At 69.0% G+C, this 20,074-nt stretch carries 17 protein-coding genes; 4 read left to right on the forward strand and 13 right to left on the reverse strand.

Going from position 1 to position 20,074, the window contains the following annotated elements:
* Positions 1-9: 9 nt before the first annotated feature.
* Positions 10-357, forward strand: coding sequence for an iron chaperone (locus tag NA8_RS04630; RefSeq protein ID WP_063049245.1), 348 nt, complete (start codon positions 10-12; stop codon positions 355-357).
* Between the two features lie 6 nt (positions 358-363).
* On the opposite strand, the gene NA8_RS04635 is transcribed toward NA8_RS04630, so the two are convergent.
* The 3 genes from NA8_RS04635 to NA8_RS04645 form a co-directional block, all read right to left on the reverse strand.
* Positions 364-1,494 carry an NDMA-dependent alcohol dehydrogenase gene (locus tag NA8_RS04635; protein ID WP_063049103.1) on the reverse strand — a complete coding sequence of 377 codons (1,131 nt, stop codon included), beginning with the start codon at positions 1,492-1,494 and terminating at the stop codon, positions 364-366.
* Positions 1,495-1,638: 144 nt separating this feature from the next.
* Entirely contained in the window at positions 1,639-2,169 is a 531-nt protein-coding gene (locus tag NA8_RS04640; RefSeq protein ID WP_063049104.1) for a DinB family protein, read from the reverse strand.
* Positions 2,170-2,241: 72 nt separating this feature from the next.
* A complete protein-coding gene (locus tag NA8_RS04645) occupies positions 2,242-3,297 on the reverse strand; it encodes a phosphotransferase family protein (protein WP_063049246.1) in 1,056 nt (351 codons plus the stop codon).
* A gap of 89 nt (positions 3,298-3,386) precedes the next feature.
* On the opposite strand from NA8_RS04645, the gene pabB reads away from it, so the two are divergent.
* The gene (pabB, locus tag NA8_RS04650; protein ID WP_063049105.1) at positions 3,387-5,603 is read left to right on the forward strand and encodes an aminodeoxychorismate synthase component I; all 2,217 of its coding nucleotides are present in this window, start codon (positions 3,387-3,389) and stop codon (positions 5,601-5,603) included.
* Positions 5,604-5,623: 20 nt separating this feature from the next.
* Here pabB and NA8_RS04655 read toward each other — a convergent pair whose 3' ends face one another.
* A complete protein-coding gene (locus NA8_RS04655) occupies positions 5,624-6,124 on the reverse strand; it encodes a hypothetical protein (RefSeq protein WP_174550041.1) in 501 nt (166 codons plus the stop codon).
* A gap of 85 nt (positions 6,125-6,209) precedes the next feature.
* On the opposite strand from NA8_RS04655, the gene NA8_RS04660 reads away from it, so the two are divergent.
* Entirely contained in the window at positions 6,210-8,237 is a 2,028-nt protein-coding gene (locus tag NA8_RS04660) for a TerD family protein (RefSeq protein WP_063049106.1), read from the forward strand.
* Positions 8,238-8,244: 7 nt separating this feature from the next.
* Here NA8_RS04660 and NA8_RS04665 read toward each other — a convergent pair whose 3' ends face one another.
* From NA8_RS04665 to NA8_RS04685, 5 genes are all read right to left on the reverse strand, one after another.
* A complete protein-coding gene (locus tag NA8_RS04665; protein WP_063049107.1) occupies positions 8,245-8,970 on the reverse strand; it encodes a TetR/AcrR family transcriptional regulator in 726 nt (241 codons plus the stop codon).
* 8 nt (positions 8,971-8,978) lie between these two features.
* Positions 8,979-10,208 carry a cytochrome P450 gene (locus NA8_RS04670; RefSeq protein WP_063049248.1) on the reverse strand — a complete coding sequence of 410 codons (1,230 nt, stop codon included), beginning with the start codon at positions 10,206-10,208 and terminating at the stop codon, positions 8,979-8,981.
* Positions 10,209-10,410: 202 nt separating this feature from the next.
* On the reverse strand, positions 10,411-11,817 hold the full coding sequence (locus NA8_RS04675) for a DUF1254 domain-containing protein (RefSeq protein ID WP_063049108.1): 1,407 nt from the start codon (positions 11,815-11,817) through the stop codon (positions 10,411-10,413).
* A gap of 168 nt (positions 11,818-11,985) precedes the next feature.
* A complete protein-coding gene (locus tag NA8_RS04680; protein WP_063049109.1) occupies positions 11,986-13,395 on the reverse strand; it encodes a DUF1254 domain-containing protein in 1,410 nt (469 codons plus the stop codon).
* Between the two features lie 218 nt (positions 13,396-13,613).
* On the reverse strand, positions 13,614-13,907 hold the full coding sequence (locus NA8_RS04685; RefSeq protein ID WP_063049110.1) for a hypothetical protein: 294 nt from the start codon (positions 13,905-13,907) through the stop codon (positions 13,614-13,616).
* 294 nt (positions 13,908-14,201) lie between these two features.
* Here NA8_RS04685 and NA8_RS04690 point away from each other — a divergent pair, with 294 nt between their 5' ends.
* Positions 14,202-14,477, forward strand: coding sequence for a hypothetical protein (locus NA8_RS04690; RefSeq protein WP_040865712.1), 276 nt, complete (start codon positions 14,202-14,204; stop codon positions 14,475-14,477).
* A 110-nt stretch (positions 14,478-14,587) separates the two neighbouring features.
* Here the strand turns inward: NA8_RS04690 and NA8_RS04695 are convergent, their stop codons facing one another.
* The 4 genes from NA8_RS04695 to NA8_RS04710 all read right to left on the reverse strand — a co-directional run bounded on the left by NA8_RS04695 (position 14,588) and on the right by NA8_RS04710 (position 20,010).
* The gene (locus NA8_RS04695) at positions 14,588-15,883 is read right to left on the reverse strand and encodes a vWA domain-containing protein (RefSeq protein WP_063049111.1); all 1,296 of its coding nucleotides are present in this window, start codon (positions 15,881-15,883) and stop codon (positions 14,588-14,590) included.
* An 85-nt stretch (positions 15,884-15,968) separates the two neighbouring features.
* On the reverse strand, positions 15,969-16,874 hold the full coding sequence (locus NA8_RS04700) for a glucosyl-3-phosphoglycerate synthase (protein WP_063049112.1): 906 nt from the start codon (positions 16,872-16,874) through the stop codon (positions 15,969-15,971).
* Positions 16,875-16,951: 77 nt separating this feature from the next.
* Positions 16,952-18,592, reverse strand: a complete 1,641-nt coding sequence (locus NA8_RS04705) for an MFS transporter (protein WP_063049113.1) — start codon at positions 18,590-18,592, stop codon at positions 16,952-16,954.
* The gene (locus NA8_RS04710; RefSeq protein ID WP_063049114.1) at positions 18,589-20,010 is read right to left on the reverse strand and encodes a condensation domain-containing protein; all 1,422 of its coding nucleotides are present in this window, start codon (positions 20,008-20,010) and stop codon (positions 18,589-18,591) included. The genes NA8_RS04705 and NA8_RS04710 overlap by 4 nt, the downstream gene beginning before the upstream one ends.
* Positions 20,011-20,074: the final 64 nt, after the last annotated feature.

A 20,074-nucleotide genomic window follows, 5' to 3' on the forward strand; every position in this document is an offset into this window, starting at 1 on the left:
AGGGATCTCGTGGCGAACCGACCGGCCACCGTAGACGCGTATCTCGCCGCGTTCCCCGACGACGCGCGCTGCGTCCTCGACACGATCCGGCGCACCATCCAGGACGCCCTGCCGGAGGCCACCGAGGCGATCAGCTACGACATTCCCACCTTCCGGCTGCACGGCCGCAACGTCGTGCACTTCGCGGGGTGGAAGCAGCACGTCAGCCTCTACCCGATCCCGGACGGCGATCCCGCGTTGGCACGCGAACTCGAGCCGTACCGGGCGGGCAAGGGAACGCTGCGGTTCCGGCTCGGCGAACCGGTGCCGTACGACCTGATCGCACGGATCGTCACCGCGCTCGCCGAGCGGCGGTGAGGCGCTCTACCAGTCGGCTTCGCTGTACTTGATGATCCCGCGGATGTTCCTGCCGTCCAGCATGTCCTGGTAGCCCTGGTTGATCTCTTCCAGGGAGTAGCTGCGGGTGACCATGTCGTCCAGGTTGAGCTGGCCTGCCTTGTACAGCGACAGCAGGCGCGGCGCGTCCTGGCGGGCGTTGCCACCACCGAAGATGCAGCCCTTCACCGTCTTCTGCAACATCGACAGCAGGAAGCTGTTCAGCTTGACGTCGTTCTCGTCCATCCGGCCCATCGAGGTGACCACCAGGGTGCCCGCCTTCGAGGTGAGGATCAGGCCCTCCTCGATGTACTCGCCGTGCATCTCGCCCATGGTCAGGATGACCTTCTCCGCCATCCGGCCCTCGGTGGCCTCCATCAGCGGCATGATCGCGGCGGCCATGCTCTCGTAGGTGTGCGTGGCGCCGAACTTCTGCGCCTGCTCACGCTTCCACGGATTCGGGTCGATGGCCACCACCTTCGACGCGCCCGACAGCACCGCGCCCTGCAACGCGCTCATGCCGACACCGCCGATGCCCGCGATCACCACGGTCTCGCCCGGCGCCACCTGCGCCACGTGGGTGGAGGAACCGAAACCGGTCGGGACGCCGCAGCCGACCAAGCAGGCCACCTCGAACGGAATGCTCGGATCGATCTTCACCACGGAGGTGTGGTGCACCGTCATGTACGGCGCGAAGGTGCCCAGCAGGCACATCGGGATAACGTTCTCGCCGCGGGCCTGGATGCGGTAGGTGCCATCGCTGATCGCCTGTCCCATCAGCAAGCCCGCGCCCAGGTCGCACAGCGCCATGTGTCCTGCCACGCACGCCGGACAGCGGCCGCAGGCGGGGATGAACGACAGGATCACGTGGTCGCCGACCTGCAGATCGGCCGGGCAGTTCGGACCCAACTTGGTGATCACGCCCGCGCCCTCGTGCCCGCCCATGACGGGGAAGGACGGCATCGGGGTCGCGCCGGTCACGATGTGATGGTCGGAGTGGCACATACCGGCGGTTTCCATCCGAATCTGCACCTCGCCGGCGACCGGGTCACCGACCTCGATCTCCTCCACCGACCACGGCTGGTCGATCCCCCACAGGATCGCGCCCTTCGTCTTCATTCCTGTCGACCCTCTCGCATGCACGTGCTTATATGTGACTGCACCCACAGTACGAGAAAAATGTAACGCGTTCTAGTACCGGTCGGAAAATTCGTCGGTAGAGCGTGACCTACCGGCCGAACGCGTTACAGTTCCGCGATGCGTTCACCCACGAACGTCGTGCACGTGGTGCAACAGATCGTGCAGGATGTAGCGGGCGAACGACGCCACCGTGAACTCCGCCCCGTCACTGCGGGCACCGCGCAGACCCCGCCGCTCGGGCGGCACCGATTCGAAAGACCGCGCCGCCCGCTCGGCGGCCTCGGCCAACTCCTCGGCCACCATGGCCGGATCCTGCTCGTTGTAGCGGTCGGTGACCGCGGCCGCGTCCTGATCCCAGTTCGGGAAGCGCGGCGGCTCCCCCTCGGGGTCATCGGCCAGCATCAGGCCGAGGCGAGTGCCCGACATGCGGCACACGTCGCGCACATGGGCGCCGTATTCCAACGCCGACCAGGTGGATTCGTCCGGCCGCACGCGCACGCCGGGCCGGTCGAGCACCGCGGCGAAGCGGACGGCCGTCTCCCTGATCAGCGCGGGCACGGCTTCATAGGCGGTCGCGGCGGCGTCGAAACCGCACTCGGGACAGGGGCGGCTCAACACCCAGGTCCAGTCCTTGACATCGGGAACGATCGGCATGCGCTCAACCTAGGCGCGGCCGGACAGCGCCTTCCACCGATATCCGGTCAACTATCGGGCACATCCCGACAGTCATTCCATCAGCCGCTGCGCCCGCTCGAAGAGTTCCAGCGTGATCGCGTGCAGGAAGTCACCGACCTGCTTGGGGGCCTTGCCCGCGAAGGCGCGGGCGTGGGTGCCCTCCAGGACGATGCCGAGCTTGAAGCAGGCCAGCACGGTGTACCAGGGCATCGCACTCAGGTCGCGATCGGAGAACTGCCCGTAGTGCGCGATCATCTCCTCGGCCGTAGGCAGACCGCCGACCGCGCCGAGCTTGCCCACCAGCGCCGCGCCGGTGGTGCCGGGCTCCGGGCGGGTGGCGATCTGCCAGCCCAGGTCCAGCAGCGGGTCGCCGATGGTGGACATCTCCCAGTCGACCATCGCCGCCACCTGCGGGCCGTCGAACTCGAACATCATGTTCGCCAGGTGGCAGTCACCGTGCAGGATGCCGGGGGTCCACTGAGCGGGGCGATTGCGATCCAGCCACTCACCCACCGCCGCCACGCCGGGAATGTCCGGACCGGGGTAGCCCTCGTTGGCCGAATACGACTCCAGCTCACCGAGCCAGCGCGGCACCTGGCGCTCCAGGAAGCCCTCCGGCTTGCCGTAGTCGGTCAAGCCGAGCGCCTGGTAGTCCAGCGCACCGAGCCGTGCGATGGCTTCGACCGCGGACAGGCCCATCTGCCTGCGAACTTCCGGATCGCCCGCGTGCAACTCGGGCAGTTCGTTCTGTGGATTGAAACCGTGGATCGGCTCCATCAGGTAGAAGACCGCGCCGAGCACCGACTCGTCGGCACAGGCCGCGATCACCCGGGGAGCGCGGACCTCGGTGCTGCCCAGCGCGCCCAGCAGCCGGGCCTCGCGCCGGATCACGTCGTTGCTCTTGGCGCGCAGATGCTTCGGGCCACGGCGCAGCACGTAGGTGCGGCCGCCACGCGTGAAGCGGAGCATGATGTTCTGCGTTCCGCCGCCGAGCGCGATCACATCCTCGAACTCACCCCCGGACAGACCCTGCTCATCCATCCACTTTCCGACGACGGCGAAGTCGACGACCGCGGGATCCACATCGACCGGTTGCGCAACAGACATGTCCCACATTGTGCACCACCCGCCGACCCGAACTGAAGGCAGACGACAACAGTTAGCTCCGACCGGTGCGGCGTAGGGTTTCCAGAACCATGCACACGCTGTTGATCGACAACTACGACTCGTTCACCTACAACCTGTACCAGCTGATCAGCGAGGTGAACGGCGTCGAGCCGGCGGTCGTGCGCAACGACGAGGCGCGCACGGTCGCCGAACTCGATCTGGGCCGCTTCGACAATGTGGTGGTCTCGCCCGGACCGGGACGGCCGGACGTGGCACGCGACATGGGAATCTCCGCCGCGGTGATCGGCGAGAGCGACCTGCCGTTGCTCGGGGTGTGCCTGGGCCACCAGGGCATCGTGGTGGCGGCGGGCGGCGTTGTCGCCGAGGCGCCCGCCGCCAGGCACGGGTATCTCGACCGCATCGAGCACGACGACCGCGACCTGTTCGCCGGGATTCCGCAGGGCTTCACCGCGGTGCGCTATCACTCTTTGTGCGCGCTGCGACCGCTGCCGGACGATCTGGAGGTCACCGCGCTGTCCGGTGACGGCGTCGTGATGGGTGTGCGGCACCGCGCGCGACCGCAGTGGGGCGTGCAGTTCCATCCGGAATCGATCGCGAGCGAGTTCGGCGCGGCGCTGCTGCGCAACTTCGCGAAGCTCACCGCCGCGCATCGAAGCAGGCGTGGCGCCGCGGTGGGGAACCCGTCGATCGCCCCGGCGCGTGATCGCGTGGCGGAGCCGGTCCCGGCACGGCCCCCCCTTCCCGACACGGCCTCGCCCGTGCCGCTCGCGGCCGAGCAGTTCCCCGCCGCGGCCGTCGAACTCGATCGCGCGTCATCCGCTGGGCGCACCGGTCCGATCCGCTCCGTGCCGCGGACCTACCGGCTCCAGCGGGCCGTGCTCGAACGGCCGATCGATACCGAGCTCGCGTTCGTGCAGTTGTACGGCAACTCTTCGACGGCGTTCTGGCTGGACAGCGAGCATGTTGAGCCCGGCGCCGACCGGTTCTCCTTCCTGGGCGACGCGAGCGGTCCGCTGGCCGAGGTGCTGCGCTATCGCGTGGGCGACGGCGAGGTGACCGTCGAGTCCTCCGACGGGCATCGGCGCACCGCACCCGGCGGCATCCTCGATTTCCTGGCCGCCGAGATGCGCACGCGTCGACTCGAATTGCCCGATCTGCCCTTCGATTTCGTCGGCGGCTACGTCGGTTATCTCGGTTACGAGGTGAAAGCCGACTGCGGCGGGAACGCGGTTCACCGCGCCCCGACCCCGGACGCCCAGTGGATCTTCGCCGACCGGATGGTGGTGGTCGACCACGTCGGCGGGCGCACGCACCTGCTGGCGCTGAGCGACGACGTGGAGACCGCCCGATCCGCCGCCGACTGGCTGCGCGACACCCGCGAAACCCTGAACACCCTCCTGACCTGGACCAATCCGCCGCCGCTGGAGGTGCCGCCGGACGATGACGCCGTCGAGCCACTGCTCACCCGCGGCCGGGAGCGCTATCTCGCCGACATCGCGGTCTGCCAGGAGCGGCTGCACGCCGGGGAGTCCTACGAGATCAACCTGACCGACAGCGCCACGATCCCCGCCTCCGCGGCCGACGGCCTCGATCTCTACCGCACGCTGCGCCGGTGCAACCCCGCCCCGTACGCCGCCTACCTGCGCTTCGACGACCTCGACATCGCCTGCTCGTCGCCGGAGCGCTTCTTGAAGGTCGACCGGCGCCGCATCGTGGAGAGCAAGCCGATCAAGGGGACCGCGCCGCGCGGCGCGACACCCGAGCAGGACGAGCGCCTGCGCCGCGAGCTGGCCGACAGCCCGAAGACCAGGGCGGAGAATCTCATGATCGTCGATCTGCTGCGCAACGATCTGGGCCGGGTCTGCGAGATCGGCAGTGTTTATGTCCCGAAGCTGATGGCCACCGAGCAGTACGCGACCGTGCACCAACTGGTCTCGACGGTGCGCGGCAGGCTGCGCCCGGAGGTCGGCGTGGTCGATTGCCTGCGCGCCTGTTTTCCCGGCGGCTCGATGACCGGCGCGCCGAAGCTGCGCACCATGGAGATCATCGACGCGCTGGAAACCGAAGCGCGCGGGGTCTATTCGGGCACGATCGGTTTCCTCGGGCTCGGTGGCACCGCGGACCTCAACATCGTGATCCGCACGGCCGTGCGCTACGGCGGGCGCTGGCGGATCGGGGCGGGCGGCGCCATCGTGCTCGACTCCGACCCGGCCGACGAGTACCACGAGGTCCTGCTCAAGGCGGCCGCCACGTTGCGCGCGGCGGCCGACCACGCGCACCGCTGAACGCGGGGCGCACTTCTCGACTATTTGCGCCGCTTCGTCGGCTTTCGCCGGGTGGGCTCCTCGGCGGCTTGTGGTTCGGCTGCGCCCAGGCCGGCCAGCTTGCCGAGCAAGGCGATGCCGGGCAATTTCGCCAGACGCCCGAGCACATCCTCACCGAGCGAGATCATCGCCTCCAGCCGGGGCAGCAGCCGGTCGTAGGCCGCGAAGGCCGGATCGGCCAGGGCCAGGGTGCGGTCGAGCCGATCGATGGTGGAGTTGAGCCGCTCGATCGCGGTCGAGAGGCTCTCGATGAGGCCGGGCAGTTGCGCGGCCAACTGCGCGGACGCGGGCGGCAGCCGCACCGCCGTGTCGAACGCCGAGGTCGCGGTGAGCTGGGCGGCTTCCAGCGCCTGGCCCGCGGCCGTCTGCGCGGCTTCGACCGCCGCCTGGGCGGCGGCGAGGACGTCGGCGGGGCCGGGCACGCGTCCGCTGGGCAGCTTCGGGGTCGGCGGCTTACGACCCGGGCGTTTCGGGTTCGTCATGGGGAACACTGTGCCGCACGCCCCGCCGAAGGACCTCCCCTCGCGCGTTCGGCGTGTCGGAGGGGCGTGGCATAGTTCGAGCACAATGAAACTCAGCAAGGGCGCGAACGCAGCGGTACCGACATCCCTTCTAGCCGTGGTTGTTTCATGGCGATCGGAGCACGCGGTGGACGCGCACGCCTTGCTGCTGGACGCGAACGGCACCGTCCGCTCGGATCGGGATCTGGTGTTCTACAACGCGCCGCGGCACGTCTCCCAGGCGGTCACGCTCGATCAGGAACCCGCGCCGGGCACCGCGCGGCTGAGCGTCTCGCTGCCGCGCACCGAAGCGGACGTCGAGCGCATCGTCGTCTCCGGATCGGTGGAGGGAAGCACCTTCGGCGACATCCGGGAGCTGACCGTCGCCGTGCACTCGGTCGACGGGGTGGTCGCGGCGTTCGAGATCGATGACGCGGCCGCGGTCTCGGCGCTGATGTTCGGCGAGTTCTACCGCCGCGACGGGCAGTGGCGGTTCCGCGCGATCGGCCAGGGCTGGTCCAGCGGGCTGGCCGGGTTGGTCGGCGAGTTCGGCGTGCAGGTCGACGACCCGTCGGCGCCCGCCCGCACCACCCATCCCACCAACCCGTTCCAGGTGCGCCGATCAGCCACGGCGGCACCGGCTCGAGAACGACTTCAGGCCGCCGCCGACTCCGGCCTCGGCTCGGCCGAACGGGTCGATCGCCACGACTTCGCCCAGACCCGGCACGTCCCGCATGGGTCGATCTCCTCCGGCCAATCGCGCAGGAACGGCGAATCCGCCGCGGCCGAGCGAACGGACGCACCGAACGTCGCCGCCGGACATGCTCCGGTGCAACGCGTCCGCGAGCATGACCACCGGGCCGCGAACCCACCCGGGCGAGCCGAAGGCCCCGAAGCGCCACGCCCCGGCACACCCGCATGGCCACGCACCGAAGTACTCGGCCGCGCGGACACCGCTCCCCTCCCGCACACCCACCGTCCGGTCGACCTCAACCGCTACACCCCGGAAAGCGCACCTCCCCCACCACCCCCGGATCCCGAACGCGCCGACTGGCACCCGGATCCGGAGAACGCGCAGCGTATGCGCTGGTGGGACGGCGCGGGATGGACCGAGGACCGCTATCTGCCCCCTCCGCCGGGCGACCGCCACTGCGTTCGCTGCGCAAGCCCGCTGCGCCGCAAGTTCTTCGGCGGGTTCGCACCGTGCCAGAGGTGTGCCCAGGAGATCGAGGAATACCTCATCCATTGGCACAGCCGGGCCTGGCGAGTGCTCACCGGACACGGTCCGCGTGGCCCCGAGTGGGCGGCGCTGTGGGCGTCGTTGCGGTATCAGCGGATCGACGCCGAAGCCGGACGCGCGGCGCTGCGCGACGCGGCGCTCAGCTATGTGGAGCGGCTGGTCACCTTCGCCTTCGCCGACGGTGAGGTCAGGGACGCGGAGCTGGAGCTGTTCGAGCAGGCGGTCAGCGAGCTCGGCCTCGGCGGACCGCTGATCGATGACCTGCGCAGACGGATGCATCGCGGCAACACCCTCTATCGGTTGCGCACCGGCGACCTGCCGGTGGTGCGCACGCCCGGGCTGCACCTGGACCCGGAGGAGAAGGTGCACCTCGACCTACCCGCGACGCACGTACGCCAGCTCGCGCGCGGCCCGAAGCTCACCGAGGGCAGGCTGATCGGCAGCAACAAGAAGCTGCGTTTCGTCGGCGCCGACACCGGCATCGAGATGCTCTGGTCACGGGTGGTTTCCGTGCACACGGAACAAGGCGCGGTGGTGATCGCGGCCACCTCGGCACGCGGCGGCGCGACGTTCGCCGTCGACGATCCCGACTACGTCTCGGCCGCGCTGGAAGGCGCGCTGCGCGTGGCCAAACGTCTCGTCCTCACTCCCGGCCAGCGCGATACCCGCAGCATCTCGCAGGAGGTGAAGGCGCAGGTATGGCAGCGCGACGGCGGCCGGTGCGTCGAATGCGGCGACGGGCACTACCTGGAGTTCGACCACATCATCCCGCTCAGCCGCGGCGGCGCGACCAGCGCGGCGAACCTCCAGATCCTGTGCCGCGCGTGCAACCGGGCCAAAGGCGCCCGCATCTAGCCCGGTCTCACTCGGCGAGCAAGCCCGCCGTGCGGCCCAGATCGGCGAGCATCGCGTCGAACAGGATCTCGGGATTGTCCAGCGGGATCGGGTAATTCCCGAACACTTCGAGTGTGACGTGCCCGTAGAGCCGCGCCCAGATCTGGATCATCAGATACGTCACCCCGAGATCCAGTTTCTCGGCGGGGAATTTCTGGCCCGACTCCGACAGTGCGGCCAGCAGTTCGGTCTGGAAGTGCACCAGATCCTCGCGCAGCTCCGGCGGGATGACGTCGGTGGACGGCGTGACGATGTCGTAGGTGGCCAGCAGCCTGCCCGCCGTGGCAAGGAAGACTCGGCCGAAGGGCTCGTCGAAGCGGCGCAACGCGCGGGCCTGCCCGGCGCCGGGCGAGGCGAACACCAGGGTGAACTCCCTGGTATGCGTCAGCGCCCAGCGCCGGAAGCCACGGCAGATGGCGAAGAACTGCACAACGCCGTCGTCGGGCAGGGTGGCGATCTCGGCGGTCAGCTCTGCCGCCAGGTCGGCGCAGAAGTCCAGCCGCAGTCGCTCCAGCAGGTCTTCCAGCGAGTTGTAGTACCGGTACAGCGCGGGCGCGGTGACACCGAGTTCGCGCGCGATGGCGCGCAGGGTGACCGCATCGGGCCCGCGTTCGACCAGCAGCGCGCTGGCCACCCGCCGGATGTCGATGTCGGTCACCACCGGCGCGCGACCCCGTGGTTTGGACTGTTGCACCGATCGATTCAAGCGTATTCGACTTCCCAGCGCTTGATTCCGTTCAGCCAGCCCGACCGCAACCGCACCGGCTCGGCGACCTGCCGCAGGTTGGGCATCACATCGGCGATGGCGTTGAACATCAGATCGATTTGCAGCCTGGCCAGATTCGCGCCGACGCAGTAGTGCGTGCCGGTGCCGCCGAAACCAACGTGCGGGTTGGGATCGCGCAACACGTCGAAGGTGAACGGATCCGCGAAGGCTTCCTCGTCGAAATTGGCCGAGCTGTAGAACAATCCGAGCCGCTGCCCCTTCTTGATCTCCTGGCCGCCGAGCACGGTGTCCTGGGTCGCGGTGCGCTGGAACGCGGTGACCGGCGTAGCCCACCGGACGATCTCGTCGGGCGCGGTGCGCGGACGCTGCTGCCGGTAGATCTCCCACTGCTCGGGGTGGTCCACGAACGCCTTCATGCCGTGGGTGATCGAATTGCGCGTGGTCTCGTTGCCCGCGACCGACAGCAGGATGACGAAGAACGCGAACTCGTCGGAGCCGAGGTGCTCGCCGTCGATGTCGGCGTTGACCAGCTGGGTGACAATGTCCTCGGCCGGGCAGGCGCGCCGCTGCTCGGCCATGTTCCAGGCATAGCCCATCACCTCGGCGGTGGCGGCGTGGTGGTCGCCCTCGAACTCCGGGTCGTCGTAGGAGATCATCTGGTTGGACCAGTCGAAGATCTTCTTCCGGTCCTCCTGCGGGATGCCGAGCAGCTCGGCGATGGCCTGCAACGGCAGTTCACAGGCGACCTGTTCGACGAAGTCGCCGCTGCCGGACTTCTTCGCCTCGTGCACGATCCGCGCGGCACGTTCGGTCAGCGCGGCGCGCAGGCTCTCCACCGCGCGCGGGGTGAAGCCCTTGGAGATGATGCGGCGGGTCTTGGTGTGCTTGGGCGGGTCGAGGTTGAGCAGCAGCATGTCGCCGAGCATGTCGATCTGCTCGCGCGTGGTCTCCTCATTGAACCGGATGATGGCGGTGTTCTCGTGCGAGGAGAACACCTCGGGGTTCTTCGAGATCTCCTTGATGTGCGCGAGCTTGGAGACGACCCAGTAGCCACCGTCGTCGAACCCGCTGGCCCGATCGGGCTGCGCGCACCACCACACGGGGGCGGTGCGGCGCAGTTCGGCGAACTCCTCGATGGGCAGGCGGGTGGCCAGCAGGTCGGGGTCGGTGAAGTCGAATCCCGTCGGGATCGAGGGCGTGGTCACGGTCACGGCTAACTCCTACGGCGGTCTGGGCGCAGACCTGACAACGATGCGGGAAACACGGTCAAGGGAGATGCAACCACAGAACCAGGCTTTGTGAACAGTGTTTAGTAAAACCAGTTTACTTTTATCCGCGCGCCCTCGGCCCGGCATCGCCGACGAGCAGCGGCAACGCCTACCCGGGACGGACGCGCAGACCGGCTCTTCAGAGCGTAATCAGCGGCGGCGGCTGCCAACGCCGCTGCAGGACAGCCACTTTCGGTGCGAACAACGCCAGGGTCGCCGAGAACGGGTCCGAATCCGGGATGGGCAGCCAGTTGCCCGCGGGGACGCCGGAACCCGGATCATCGTGCTGGAGCGTGAGGTCGAGGGAGCCGTCCGGGTTGAGCACGACAGGTACATGGTGACCGATCGAGTAGATCCCGGCCGGATTGGACGCCAGGTAATCCGCGGCATCGTAGACGGCTAGCGACCAGAACGCGTCCACCGGCGGCAGCTCGCCCGAGGCGAAGTGCAGCCGGAAAGGACCGGAGCCGGCGGGGACCGCCGTGAAGAGGTAGTGCGCGTCCTCGGGCAGCGGGATGCCGAGCGCGCCGAACGCGGTGACCGCTCGCAGCAGATAGTCGGTGCCGTACCGGCCCGCCCCGAGATCGGAGACCCAGCCGTTGTCGTTGACCGTATTCGTTCCCAGCGTCACCGGGAGCTGCCGCTTCACGGTGTCAGCCGCGGCGGTCAGTGCGTTTTCGGAGATGCCTTCGACCGCGCCGCCCGGCCGGATGCCGATCGCCGCGAATCGGCGCATGGCGGGCTCGTCCGCGGGAGCGGGCGGATCGACCGCCAGCACCGCGCACATCCGATCGAAGAAATCGCGCGCGTCCATTCCCATGACCTGATCGACCGGGCGTGACGTCTCCGATCGCCCGCTGGGCGGCCCACTCGCGGGCGACTCGGCGCCCGCCGTCCACGCACTCAACGGAACCAGCCGCAACCTCTCCTGCACCGAGCGCACGACAGCGAGGTCTTTCTCGCCGTCGACCTGGATCCGCACGATCAGCCACACCGTCGGTGTGGGCATCGGCAAGGGCGTGAGACCTTCGGGCAGTGCACCCGACCAGCCCGGGCCGGTCACCACGTAGGTGAACGGCGCGGACGCCGAGCGCGCCTGCGGCCGGATACTGCTCGGGTTGTGCACGTTGTTCGTCCAGGCGTCCAGCACCTGCGCCAGCCAGAACCGGCCCCCTTCCATCGCGGGGACGCTCAGCACCATCGGCTCGTTCGTCACATCGAGCCACGCGGTCGAGTGCAGCGTGTCCGGGTCCGGCCGCGCCACGTTCCGTTGCGCGTGGGTCGGCAACGAGGTCGCGTGCTCGAACCGGTTGACGGGCGTGGCCGCCTCCGCCGCCCTCCGGGCGACATCCATCAGCACCAGCGGAAAGCCGAACACATAGGCGTCCTTGGCGATCGTTCCGGCCTCACTGGTCGCCGTGGGGTGGGCCGAGTCGTCCTCGTCCGATCCGCCGCACGACGCCACGCCGAGCGCGGCCACCGACGCCGCCATCCCCAGCACGGTGCGCCGCGACAGCGCGGATTCGCGGTAGGTCCGGTCGTCCATGATCCTGTTCGTCTCCGATCCGATCGGTCGCCGCGCCGGGTCCGTTCCGGAGTATAACCACCTCTGGAGGGAAAATTGCTGGTCAGCGCCCTGGACGGTCCTCGCGCGCGCCGCAGCGCGCCGAGCACCGGCGAGCGGCCGGGAACGCGCGGCGGAGCGGAGGGCGGGTCACAGCACCGGCACCAGCGGCGGCGGACGCCAGCGCCCGTGGATGGCCTCGTCCCTCGGCGCGTACATCCGCAGGGTCAACGAGAATTGACCGGATTCGGGGATGGGCAGCCAGTTCCCGGCCGGAACAGCAGGGCCGGGGTCGGTGGACTGCAACGCGATGTCGGTGGACCCATCGGGGTTGAGCATTACCGGCTCCGGATGGCCCACCGCGTAGATCTCCGCGGGGTTGGGCACCAGGTAGCTGTCGGCGTCGTAGGCGGTCAGCGACCAGAAGTCGTCGACGGGCGGTAGCTGGCCCGGCGCAAAGTGCAGCCGGAATCGGCCCGTGCCGCCATCGCCGGTGCCGGTCGAGGCGAACAGCGTCGGATAGAAGGCGTTCTCGGGCGTACTTGCGCCGAGAGCCACCCTGGCGATGGCGGCGCGCAGCAGGTAGTTGGTGCCGTACCGGCCGACGTCGGGGTCGATGAGCCAGCCGTTCTCGTTGACCGTCCGCGCACCCAGATAAACCGGGATTTGCTGCTGGGCGGTATCCACCGCGGCGGCGAGTTCGATGTCCGAGAGGCCTTCGACCGCGCCTCCGGGCCGGATGCCGATCGTCTCGAAGCGCCGCATGGCGGGCTCGTCCGCACGCGCGGGCGGATCGACCGCCAGCAATGCGCACATCCGATCGAAGAACACCTTCGGGTCCATCTCGTCGACCCATTCCGGCGGCGGCTGCGCAATGCCCTCCCGGGGTGGGGCGGCCGGCGGCTCGGTGCCCGCCACCCACGCGCTCAACGGAGCCAGCCGCAACCGCTGCTGCAGGGAGTGCACAGCGGGCAGATCGCTCTCGCCGTCGACCTGGATCCGCACGATCAGCCACACCGTCGGCGTCGGCATCGGCAACGGGGTCAGCCCAGCGGGCAGGTCACCCGACCAGCCCGGGCCGGTCACCACGTAGGTGTACGGCGGCAACGCCGACCGCGCCTGTGGACGGCGACCGCTGGGGTTGTGCACGTTGTTCGTCCAGGCGTCCAGCACCTGCGCCAACCAGAATCGGCCCCTGTCCATCGCGGGGACGCTCAGCACCATCGGCTCGTTCGCCACATCGAGCCACGCGGTCGACCGCAAGGTGTCCCGGTCCAGCCGCACCACCTCGCGCTGCGCCGGGGTGGGCAACGACGACGCGTGCTCGAACCGGTTGACCGGCGTGGACGCTTCCGCCGCCATCCGGGTGACGTCCATCAGCACCAGCGGGTAGCCGAATTCGTAGGCGTCCTTGGCGATCGTGGCGGCGTCACGGGGGGCGGGATTCCTGCGCTCGGCGTCGCCGCATGCCGCCAATCCGAACGCGGCCATCGATGTCGCCGCGATGCCCAGCGCCGTGCGCCGCGACACCGTGAGTTCGCCCTCGGTCTGGTCGTCCATGATCCTGCTCCGCCTCCGATCCTATCGGGCACCGCGAGATCCGCACCGGAGTATAACCGCACTCCGCAGCGAAAAACGCAGGTCAGCGAGGCAATCACAGGAGGGAGGCCGAGTTCGGCGGGAGTCCCCCGAGCGAGTGCGACCGGCGGCGATCCCTTCGCGGCACGCTCGTCCTCACCGGCGAAGGCGTGCCGCAGGATCGCCGCGACCGCCTGCGGTCAGAACTCCAGAACGGTGTTCATGATGGTGCCCGCGCTGGTGGCGACAATCCCGCCGAGCATCGCCCCCGCGATCATCTTCGGCGACTGCAATCCGCCGCCGCTCCACTTCTCCCAGGCGAATCTGCCGCCCGCGTAGATGATGCTGACGATGCCTGACGCGAGCGCGAACCAGGTCAGATACCGCACGAACTGTAAGAGCTTGTCCGCCAGGGGCGGAGCCTCCGGGGTCGGATTGCCGATCTGCGCCAACGTCGTGAACGAATCGCCGACCGACGCCAGAATGATGCTCACCGTCTACTCCCTCTACGCTCGAATGCAACCCTGCGTCGACCAGCCGCTATACGAAAACTGTTCGACCACCGATGAATTCGGCCATGCCCAGGATACGGGCATGCGGCCCGCCGCGGTGTGCGCACGGTGCGGATCCTCCGCGGCCGGACACGAGTTCGGCTACCCGGGTGAGGGCGCGGGAAACACGAACTTCCCTGCGCTGCATCGACCTGACTGCATCGCGGCGAGCGAACGGATACGATCTTCTCAGCGATTCACTTGCCCCTGTCCCGAATCCAGAATGAGCGAACGACGATGATCATGGCCGCCGCTTTCGACACCTTGGCGCAGATCGGCAATCCCACCCCAGAAGCGCCGCCGATCTCCGACAAGTTCCTCCAACTGGTCCGCTACCTGACGTGGTTCGTACTCCTGTCGGGCATCTGCGGCATCATCTACGCCGGTGGACGCTTCGCCTGGGAGAAGTGGACCGGCGGCGGGCTCGAGTCGCCGAAGATGGTGGCGGGAGCCATGATCGGCGGGGTGATCGCCACCAGCGCGGGCACCATCATGAACGCCGTCATCGGCTGAGCCACAGCGCGGCGATCACCACCTGAAATAGCTTATTGCTATTACAGGTGGTCGATGCTTCGCGGGCAGGGAAGCCGCGGGCTCGTCGCGGCGATGATGCCCACGCGCTTTCAGCGCAGGATGTTCGCGTTTCGCGCGGCGCGCAGCCAGTCCGGGAACTCGCCGAGCAAGCGGGTGTACAGCTGCGCGTCGTCGACCTGATCGATGTCGTCGAGGGCGAAGAACCCCGCGTTGTCGACCGCTCGGTCGGACAATTCGTCCAGGGTGCGCAGCAGACCGTAGTTGGCGCGCCCGAGGCCGACGAACTGCCAGAACGCGGGCAGCAGCGAGGCCTCCCGCATGAGCGCGGCGATCTCGCGCTTCTTGGCGAAGCCGCCGTCGGTGAAGAACAGCACGAGGGTGGGGCGGCCGCCGGGGCACAACGAGTCGATGATGTCGCGCATGATCGGCAGCTCCTCGTTGCGGGCGCCGAGCGCGTCGTAGTCGATACCGCCGTGGATGCCGGTGAGGTGCAGATAAGTTCGTGCCCACTCGTCACCGTGCTCGACCGTGATGTCGGGCAGCTTGGCGAAGGAGCGGGCGTAGAGGTACGCCTCCAGGGTGCCGTCGTCGTCGAGCTGGGTGGCCACCGGAATCATCCGCTGCACGACGCGATGCACCACCTGGTCGCGATACTGCCGGTTCATGCTGCCGGTCTTGTCGACGACCAGAACGACGCGCGCGCGGATGCCGAAAGCGTTCTTGTCGATGAGGACTTTCGCGACCTCCCGCTTGCGCAGGTCCAGCTTAGCGCGCTTCTCGAAGGAGAGCTTCGCCTCGCCGGGCACGGTGAACACGTCCGTCGCCGGGGTGAGCCCGGCCGACGGGTCCGGCGCGGCCCGATTCGCGGACGGGGCCTCCACCACCGGCTCCTCGTCCACGCTCACGCCGTGATCGGTGACCAGCGCGGCGAATCCGCCCGCATAACCTTGCCCGACCGCTCGAACCTTCCATCCGCCCTGGCGGCGGTACAGTTCGAGCGCGATCACTACGGATTCACTGCCCAAGCCCTCGATGCGGTACTCGTAGAGCATGTTTCCCGCCGCGTCGGCGACCGTGGCCACCAGAGGCGCGACCCCGCCGAAGGTCTGCGCCGGATCGTCGAGAGTGAGCACCGCGCGTACCTGCGCGATGTCCACAGGCAGGTCGCTCAGCGAAACCGATAGCGCGCCAGGTGTTCCCTGCCCCAGCGACACGCCCGGTGCGCTCGGCTGATTGAAGAACACGAAATCCGCGTCCGATCGCACCCGCCCCGCTTCGGTCACCAGCAGCGCCGACACGTCGACCGCGGCCGCGGTACGCACCGACACCAGCACGCGCGCTACCTCCAATGCCCCGTTCTGACCTTTGACCAATGCCGCGCCCACCGAGACTCCCAGCCGTCGTCACTCCGAAATCGCCACCGGGATCAGCGTAAGTCCACCACCGGGAGGATGCGGGGCGTTCACCGCGTCATCGAATACCTGTCGCGGTCAGCGTGGCCATCGGCGGCCGGTCGGCCGCGGGCACCGCGCCGGGGACCATACGCCAGCTCGAGCCGTGCGGGAGGTACTGCGTCAGCGCCGCTCCCGAGTCGGAGATGTCGAGCCTGCCGAGCAGCGTCGCGATCACCTGCCTGCTCATCTCGGCCAGCTCGTGCAGCGGGCGATTGCGGTGCACGCGGGTGCCGAGGTCGACCTGCCCGATGGCGCCTGCGCCGTGCCTGCGCCAGGCGTCGATCAGCAGACCGATCTCGACGCCGTAGCCGGGCGCGAACGGCAACGCCCGCAGCAGTTCCCGGGTGGCCGCGTACTCGCCGCCGAGTGGCTCGCGCAACTCGGCGAGCTCCGGCGCGAGCGCGGTGAGCAGCGGCCGGGCCACCAGCTGGGTGACGCGTCCTCCGCCGTCCGGCGCGTCACCGTGCGGGCGGCGATAGAACCCCTTCACCAACCGCAGTTCGTCGTCGGACAGCAGCGGCGCGAGCAGCGACGGCACGAACCGCGGGTCGGGAGCGACGAGATCGGCGTCGACGAACACGATGAAGTCGCCCGAGGCCACCGCCAGGGACCGCCAGAGCACCTCGCCCTTGCCCGGGCACGGCGGCACGGCGGGTAGCGCCTGCTCGCGGGAATAGACGGTCGCGCCCGCCGCTCGCGCCCGGGCGGCGGTCCGGTCGGTGGAACCGGAGTCGAGCACGATCAACTCGTCGACCAGCGTGCCGACCAGGTCGCCGATCGAGGCGACCACGCCCGCCACGGTGTCTTCCTCGTTCAGGGCGGGGATGACCACCGAGACACTGCGCTGCCGCTTGCGGTCGAGTAGCTCGCCGTGCGACCACGTGCGGTCGTAGAGGACGACGCCGGATGCCGATGAGCTCATGTGGGAGCGTCCTTTCCCGGACCGTGGCCCGTCGTGTTGTTCGCGGTCGCCGTGCTCCCCCACCTGGCCGGGCGCCGTCACCCCGACTCCCCGTTCCGCGGCGGCAGCGCCAGACTGAGCACGACGAGCGCGAGCGCGGTCCCCGCGACCACCCACAGCACGGTGACGCAGGCGGCGAGAAAGGTGTGCGCGGCGGCGATCTGTCCGGCCAGATCCGCCCCCGCGCCCGGACAGGTGTGCGCGTCGAGCCGCGGAGTCGGCGAACGCAAGGCCGAGTCGGCGCAATCGGAGAACGAGGTGACTACCCGGTCACGCTGTGCGGTCGTCGTCGGAGTATCCGTCAGCGACGCGGCCAGAACCGCTTTCGCGTGCCCTACGCCCAGGTCGGTGTCGGCATCGACCCGGTGGAAGAACAGCGCGCCGAGCGCCGCCACCCCCAGCGAGCTGCCGATCTGCTGCACGGTCGGCACCGTTCCGGACGCCGAGCCGGTCGCCCGCTCGGCGACGCCCGTCATCATCGCCGCGGGCAGCGGCGCGGCGAACAGTCCCATCCCGGCTCCGGCGGCGAACACCGGGCCCGCGAGCCGCCGCAGATCGATCGACGCGTCGGCGGGGTGGACGGTGAGCGCGACGACGGCGATGGCGGCCGCGAACAGCAGCACACCGAGGGTCAGCCCACGGCTGCCCAGCCGCGTCACCAGAATCGGTGAGGCCAGCGCGCCGCACGCCCCGCCGATCGCGAAGGGCAGCACCAGGATTCCGGTCCGCAGGGCGGTGAACCCCAGCCCCGATTGCACCGTCACCGACACGGTGAACAAGAACGCGGTGAAGATTCCGAAGAACAGCAGCGTCAGCACGGAGCCGACCGCGAAACCGCGGTCCGCGAAGAGGTCGAGCCGCAACAGCGGGCTCTCGCCGGACCGCAGCCGCCTGCGCTGATGCCAGACGAACACCGCGAGCAGCGCGAGCCCGGCGCCGAGCAGACCGAACAGCGAGGGCGGCCATCGCTGTTCGCGTCCGGCGGCGAGTGGATACAGCAGGGCCACCAGCCCACAGGTCACCAGTAGTGCGCCGACGACATCCAGCCGTTCCCTGGTCGCGGGCCTGCCCACGTGCAGATGCCGGTGCGCCAGCAGCAAGCCGAGCACACACGGCGGCACGTTCAGCAGGAAGATGGCGCGCCAGCCGAGACCGAACGGATCGGAGGCGATGACCGCCCCGCCGAGCAGGGGGCCCGCGATCGCCGCGAGGCCTGCGGCCGCGCCGTAGAGCCCGAAGGCCAACGGCTGCTCGGCCTTCGGGAACACCGCGCTGATAATGGCGATCACCTGCGCGGACATCGCGGCCGCCAACAGGCCCTGCACGGCACGCGCCGCGATCAGCTCGCCCGGCAGGTGCGCCAGGCCGCACCACACCGAGGCGGCGGTGAACCCCGCCATGGCGCCGAGGAAGACGCGCCGCCGCCCGATCGACTCCCCGATGCGCGCGGCGGTCATCAGCGTGCCCGCGAAAGCCAGGCTGTAGCCGGCCACCACGAACACCTGGACCGAACCGGGCGCCGCCAGATCCCGCGCGATGCCGGGCAGAGCGGTGTTCACGATCGTCATGTCCAGCATCTGCATGAACACCGCGAGCAGGCAGGCGCCCAGCGCTGCCCACGCCGCCGAACCGGCGACCACCGGTACCGGGCCGGTGACGATGCGCGTCCCCGTGCTCATGGAAGAGCGCCGACCCGCACCGCGCGGTCGCCGTTCGCCACGACGTCGGCGACGATCGTCCGCATGGCGGTGACGTAGCGACCGATCACCTCGTGCGCCTGCGGGGTATCGGGGAACAGCAGACTGAGCGTGGTGACATCGTTGAACCGGTTGACCCAGATGTAGACCTCGCGCGAACTGCCGCGGTTGGCGAACATGCCGCCGTCGATCTTGTCGAACATCTCGACACCCGCCATCTTGCGGATGTCCAGGTAGGACAGCATGCGGGCGGACCACCCGGGCCGGGTGCGGATCCCGAGTCCGGGCGGCGCGAGTTGCAGCGCGCGGTGCAGGGAGACGTCGGTCAGATCCTTGCCCTGATCGTAGGCAGCCTGGGCCGCGGCGACCACGTGTGTGAACGACTGATCGGCGTCCACGGGAAACGCAACCGGGATCAGATTCGTGTACCACCCGACCGAGGCGACCTCCCCCTCGGTGCGGCGTGTGTTCACCGGTGTGAGGCCGAAATACCAGTCGCCGCCCGCCAGTTCGATCTCCGCGAGCGCGGCCGCGGCGAACAGCCCGCCGGTGAACCGGCCGTCATGCGCCCGGCAGACCTCCTCGAAACGCAGCGCACCCGGTTCATCGATCAGGACGGTGGTCACCTGCGCACCGCGGACGTGCTCATCGTCGTCGACCCACAGGTCCACCGGGAAGCCGGGGACGTCGCCGCCGTTGCGCCGCAACAATTCCAGCCAGGCCGCGATCCGCGGTGACTCGGCGGTCAGCTCGGCACTGAGGCGGCGTTCCCGCTCACAGTAGGCGATATGACCGGTCACCGGCGCGAGAGCTGGGCTGCCGCCGGACAATTGGCTGCCGTAGAGCGTCAACAGGTCCACACACGACAGCGCCTGTGCCACGCCATCGGTATGCAAGTGATCCACCGCCGCGTACATCGTGAACGACTCCGCGTGTTCGATGATCCCGAAACCGAAGCAGTCCCAGTCCAGCGGACCGGGCGTCTCGGCGAGGACGTGCGCCCGGATGGCATCGCTGTCGGCGTAGACGCCGTGCTCGGTGGGCACCATCCGGATGTCGCCCGGGTCGAGCACACGGCGCTGCACCCGATCCGCCGCGGTGATGGCGAACCAGCTCCAGAACGTGTCGTGCCTGCGCACGAAGGCCTCGACCGTGCGAGTCATCGTGGCGTGGTCCGGCGCACCGGGAATCGTGAACGCGATCATGCACACTCGCGAAACGCGCAAGCCCGCGTTCGCATTGCGGTGCGTGGTGCGCAGATACTCCTCCTGCTGATGGGACGGTGGCGCCGGATGCACCGGGGCGTGGCGCGCCGCGACGAGCGATTCCGGCGCCGCCCGCCAAATGGTGAGCTTTCCCGCCGTGGGATGCCATTCGTCGATGAAACCGAAATTGACCACAGGTGTTCTCGATTCGTGCGAGCGAGGAAAATCCTCGAGTGACCCCCTTGAAAGTCAACGACAA

This window comes from Nocardia arthritidis NBRC 100137 (genome assembly GCF_001612765.1).
Lineage (GTDB): Bacteria > Actinomycetota > Actinomycetes > Mycobacteriales > Mycobacteriaceae > Nocardia > Nocardia arthritidis.